The following is a 4323-nucleotide window of genomic DNA, read 5'->3' as shown; positions in this document are numbered from 1 at the left end:
ATAACATTTCGTGCCCCGGTTTGCCACATCACGGGGGTTTGCACCGATGAGACGAATTGACTCAACGTCATCGACCCGTACGCCGGCGATATACTCCATCACAAGGACCCGTTTTCCGGAATACTGCCAGTAAATATCCGGGACACGTACATGGGGCACCTCGGCGACAATCGGGCGCAGGTGGTCTGCATTCTTTCCGTCATTGGCAAAATCCAGTTCGCGGCGGATCTGGATTGCAAACTCCTGCACGATGCCGGTGGGATTGTATATCTTCATCCTCGGGTAGCGTGACTCTATCCGTTCTGCAAACGACTGCAGAATGGAGAGATCCACTTCGATGACCCCTTCAATGTTCGGGCGCTGGACCTTGACTGCCACAAGGGTGCCGTCTTTGAGCATCCCCCGGTGGACCTGTGAGAGCGAGGCTGCAGCGATGGGCGTCTCTTCCAGATACTCAAACGCCTCGTCAACAGGGCCGCATGATTCCAGAATAGTGGGCCGCACATCTTCAAACGGCAGGGAAGGCACCTTATCGGTCAGTTTCCGAAGTTCAGCAATAAGCCCGGGAGGGAACATCTCACGGCGGGTGCTGACAATCTGTCCAAATTTGATGAAGGTCGGTCCAAGCTCTTCGAGTGCGAGACGGATACGTTCGTAATCAGACAGGTTGCTTACCGGGGCTTTCCTCCGGAAGAACCGGCGCCGGGCGCTCCCCGGATACACCTGTTCAAGAGCAATGCCAAAACCGTATTTGATGAGTACGTCAGCGATCTGGCCGTAGCGTCGCAGCCTGGTGACCATCTGACGAAAATAGGTGGTATATCATTAAACAGTTTCCCTGTTTCGCCAGGTATGCCACGGATACGGAACAAGCGCAAAGAAGACAAGGGAGAGTGCCACGGGCACCGTTATCAAAAGCATCGCGGTCGTAAGCCCTGCCATATCAGCAATATATCCGCTCACGGCGACACCCAGACCTCCCGCACCCACTGCAAGACCCAGCATCAGGCCGGAGACAAGACCCGGACTGCCCGGCATCATCTCATGCGACATGGCAACTGTGGTGGAGAAGGTGGACCAGAGACAGAAGCCAAACAGGATTAGGCAGATGAGAGAGAGCGTGCCTGACAGGGTGAAGGCAGCGACAAAAAACGGAATCGCAAGCAGGGTGAAGAGCAGCACCAGCTCCTTTCTTCCATAGGTATCAGAGAGGGTGCCGATGATAATCTGCCCCGCCACACCGGCGATGAGCAAGACGGATACGATGATGTTTGCCATTGCAAGGTCAAACCCGCGTACCATGCTGAGATATGTCGGCAGAAAGGCAACAGATCCGAATATGCCCCATGCACGTAAGGCTGAACCGGTGATCAGAAGCGATATGCCATGATATTTCCGGAAACCGCTCTGCGCCGGGGCAGCAGAGGAAGCTGGGGAAGGGACCGGGGGGGCAGGGGCAGATGCCGTCGGCCGGGCATCACTTCCCTTCGGGATGATCACATGCAGGATGACTGCCATGCATATACCGGGAATGATCATTACAATAAGGCCGGGAAGCCCCCATAGCGTGACCAGCACTCCTGCGATCAGGGGTCCGATGGCAAACCCGATGTTGCCTCCCACCACGAAAAACGAGGTGAGACGTCCCCGGTTGGGCCCGGAGGCGAGACGGGACACCAGTGAGAGGGCGCTCGGATGAAAGAGTGCATGCCCGAGTGCCGCACAGGCGGCGAAGAGGAGCGTCAGCCAGTAATTTGATATCAGCCCGATACAGGAGATGAAGAACGCACAGATGAGGATAGTGTACTTCACCGGCACCCCAAAGCCACGATGATCACTCAGCCAGCCAAAGAGCGGCTGGGTAAATGACGATGTCAGGTTCCATACGGTGACAATGAATCCTGCGAAAAAGTATGAATATCCATATTCAAGTATCAGAAGCGGCAGTATGGCAGAGAGCACAGGGGAGTAGATATCTGTCACCGTATGGGCTGCAGAGAGACCCATGATGGGTCGGAGATTTGTCATGATTCATCTTCTCCGGTGCGCACCAAACGTATAAAATCAACAGGAATTGCCATTATGTCCCGGGTGTGATGGGCAAAGGTCCGGTGGATGGGAAATGTGGCATGAATCACCGTGTCAACGACTGCCCTGCCACGGATGTAGGCATCCAGAAATGAACGTGACCCGCTGTTAAAGATGCCCCAGACCACATCTGCGGAAACAAGTCCGGCATCGATGAACGGCCGGTCTGCATGGGCCCGCTGGGCACCGAAGGGGGGATTCATGATGACTGTATCGGCAGGTGGAATATCCGCACAGGAAGCGGAGACATCTGCTTCAAGAAAGGTGACATCACATTCAAGTGCTGCCGCATTCTTCCGGGCCACGGCAAGGGCTTTTGCGTCCCAGTCGATGCCGATGACCTCTCCTGCGCCAAGGAGTGCCGCACCACAGGCGAGGATACCGGTCCCGCAGCCGAGGTCGACCACCCGCATGCCCCTGATATCACCCTGACGGTCTGCCTCATGCAGGAAACGGGCGGCCACCACCGCAGGTGTGGCATACTGTTCGCTTCTCGCGTCCGGGTCAGGAAACCCGGCACATCCCTCCAGCAACATCTCAATTTGACGAATACGCATGATCAGATCTCGTCGATGATGTAATCGTCCCAGTCACGAATGCCCCGCACAATCTCATACTCAGGTGGTGAGAGGACCGGCACAGGAAACCGTACCTGGTCGTCATAGGCAAGACGCGGGCAGGCGGTGTTGACGTAACACTCATACCCGAGGTTCAGGAGGGAATCGGGCGATACCTCCTGCATGCAGATGATATCTGCCACAGGCGAGAGAGAGGCCAGATGCCGGGCAAGGCTCTCCCTTCGCTGACCGGTCTTGGTGCTGAGAATGATACCCAACGTTTTTGCCTGTCGTGCCTTCTCAATCTGGGCAAACCGGCGGCGCAGGAGACGTGATGAATCGACTTCTTCAGCAGTCCCGGTATACGGGTCAAGGGCCACCACCCGTGCCCCGGTCGCAAGCCCGACACCAATCGCATGGAAGACACCAGTGCCGATATAGAGAAACTGGCTGGTGCCTGCCGCACGGGCGGTGGCGTAGGAACAGCCGAGCACCTGGCCGCGGCAGGGAGTGCGTGCATTGCCTTCCCCGACAACGATGGTAAACCCACGGCCCTCAAGGACTGCGGCGACCGCATCGGTGAGGTGTGCATGCTGGACGGTGGTGACCAGTCCCACCGGCTGATCCATATCCAAAAGGGAGATGGCACGTTCTGCCACCTCCGGGTCAAAGTCAAACCGCACATACTCATAGATGACACCGGGACGGTCCTCCACCGGCGCATGGCCGAAATGGATGAGAATATCTGCCAGTGCCAGTGCATCTGTTGCGAGATCGCAGGCGCCATAACACGGGTCTCCGCTGATAATGACTGCATACCCCGCCTCTTTCAGGGCGGCGGCCGTCTCAGGGGCCCACCGTTTGAGCCCCTCCGGAAACTGGAGGGCCACCGTCCGGGCACCGGACGAACGGAGCCGTTCCCACGTTTCAGAAGAAAGTATCTTTGACATGCACGCCTGATTCATCTACTTCAATTTCCACGAGCGCCTTATAGGGGCGGCCAATATCGCATTCGCCGCGTTTAATGACCACAAGAACGTCCTGTACCTCAGCGCCCGCAATCGCAAGGCCTTCAAGGAGGGCCTTCATCGTCCCGCCGGTGGAGAGCACGTCGTCAACGATGATGACCCGGTCACCGGCATCAACGCCATTGAGATAGAGTTCACCTTTGGAGTAGCCGGTGGACTGGTGCAGGGACACCTCACCGGGCAGATCATAATTCCGTTTCCGGACGATACAGAGCGGTATATCGGTGATAAGCGAGAGGGCGACACCGATGTGGATGCCCATCGCCTCTGCCACCACGATCTTGTTCACCCCTGTGAAGTCCAGCACCCGCACCATCTCAACTGCTATTTCCCGCAGGAGGGCCGGTTCGACGAGAGGGACGCCGTCGCTCACCGGGTGGATGAAGTAGTGGTAGTCGCCGCGCTGTACCATCGGGCATGATTCAAGAGAAGAAACCAGTTTTTTAAACATGCATATCGCCAATATCCTTCAGAAATTCTTCGATTATCGTGGTGGTGATGTGGGGCATACAGACAATTCTCATATGACCGTGACGGGTGTGTGATACCTGCCATTTCTCCGGGCAAAGAGAGCAGTCAAACGCTGCGACATTCACCTCAGGCCCGGCGAGAACCGGATATCCGAGGGTTGCCATGCCGTCCGTGAGACG

The 4323-nt window shown here is 56.7% G+C and carries 5 protein-coding genes and 1 pseudogene; all 6 read right to left on the bottom strand.

Annotated features, from left to right (window positions below; genetic code table 11):
* Positions 1 to 801: AarF/ABC1/UbiB kinase family protein (locus MKMG_RS10800; RefSeq protein WP_254059176.1), on the bottom strand; the 801-nt coding region annotated here is incomplete at its 3' end.
* Positions 802 to 825: 24 nt separating this feature from the next.
* A complete protein-coding gene (locus MKMG_RS10795) occupies positions 826 to 2028 on the bottom strand; it encodes an MFS transporter (RefSeq protein ID WP_254059175.1) in 1203 nt (400 codons plus the stop codon).
* Complete coding sequence (locus MKMG_RS10790) at positions 2025 to 2645, bottom strand: METTL5 family protein (protein WP_165077907.1); 621 nt, start codon at positions 2643 to 2645, stop codon at positions 2025 to 2027. The genes MKMG_RS10795 and MKMG_RS10790 overlap by 4 nt, the downstream gene beginning before the upstream one ends.
* A 2-nt stretch (positions 2646 to 2647) precedes the next feature.
* Complete coding sequence (gene dph2 / locus MKMG_RS10785; protein WP_165077906.1) at positions 2648 to 3595, bottom strand: diphthamide biosynthesis enzyme Dph2; 948 nt, start codon at positions 3593 to 3595, stop codon at positions 2648 to 2650.
* A complete protein-coding gene (hpt, locus tag MKMG_RS10780; protein WP_165077904.1) occupies positions 3573 to 4124 on the bottom strand; it encodes a hypoxanthine/guanine phosphoribosyltransferase in 552 nt (183 codons plus the stop codon). Before hpt ends, dph2 begins: the two co-directional genes overlap by 23 nt.
* Positions 4117 to 4323, bottom strand: a pseudogene (locus MKMG_RS10775) (tyrosine decarboxylase MfnA); the annotation flags it as partial. The gene hpt and the pseudogene MKMG_RS10775, both read right to left, overlap by 8 nt.

Source organism: Methanogenium sp. MK-MG (genome assembly GCF_009914725.1).
GTDB lineage: Archaea > Halobacteriota > Methanomicrobia > Methanomicrobiales > Methanomicrobiaceae > Methanogenium.
The sequence above is the reverse complement of the archived record's forward strand: the minus strand, read 5'-3'. Positions and strand labels throughout refer to the sequence as shown.

Excerpts from the sequence above, each read along its gene's own strand:
- hpt (WP_165077904.1), bottom strand. The coding sequence starts at position 4,124 with ATGTTTAAAAAACTGGTTTCTTCTCTTGAATCATGCCCGATGGTACAG.
- MKMG_RS10790 (WP_165077907.1), bottom strand. The coding sequence starts at position 2,645 with ATGCGTATTCGTCAAATTGAGATGTTGCTGGAGGGATGTGCCGGGTTT.
- dph2 (WP_165077906.1), bottom strand. The coding sequence starts at position 3,595 with ATGTCAAAGATACTTTCTTCTGAAACGTGGGAACGGCTCCGTTCGTCC.
- MKMG_RS10795 (WP_254059175.1), bottom strand. The coding sequence starts at position 2,028 with ATGACAAATCTCCGACCCATCATGGGTCTCTCTGCAGCCCATACGGTG.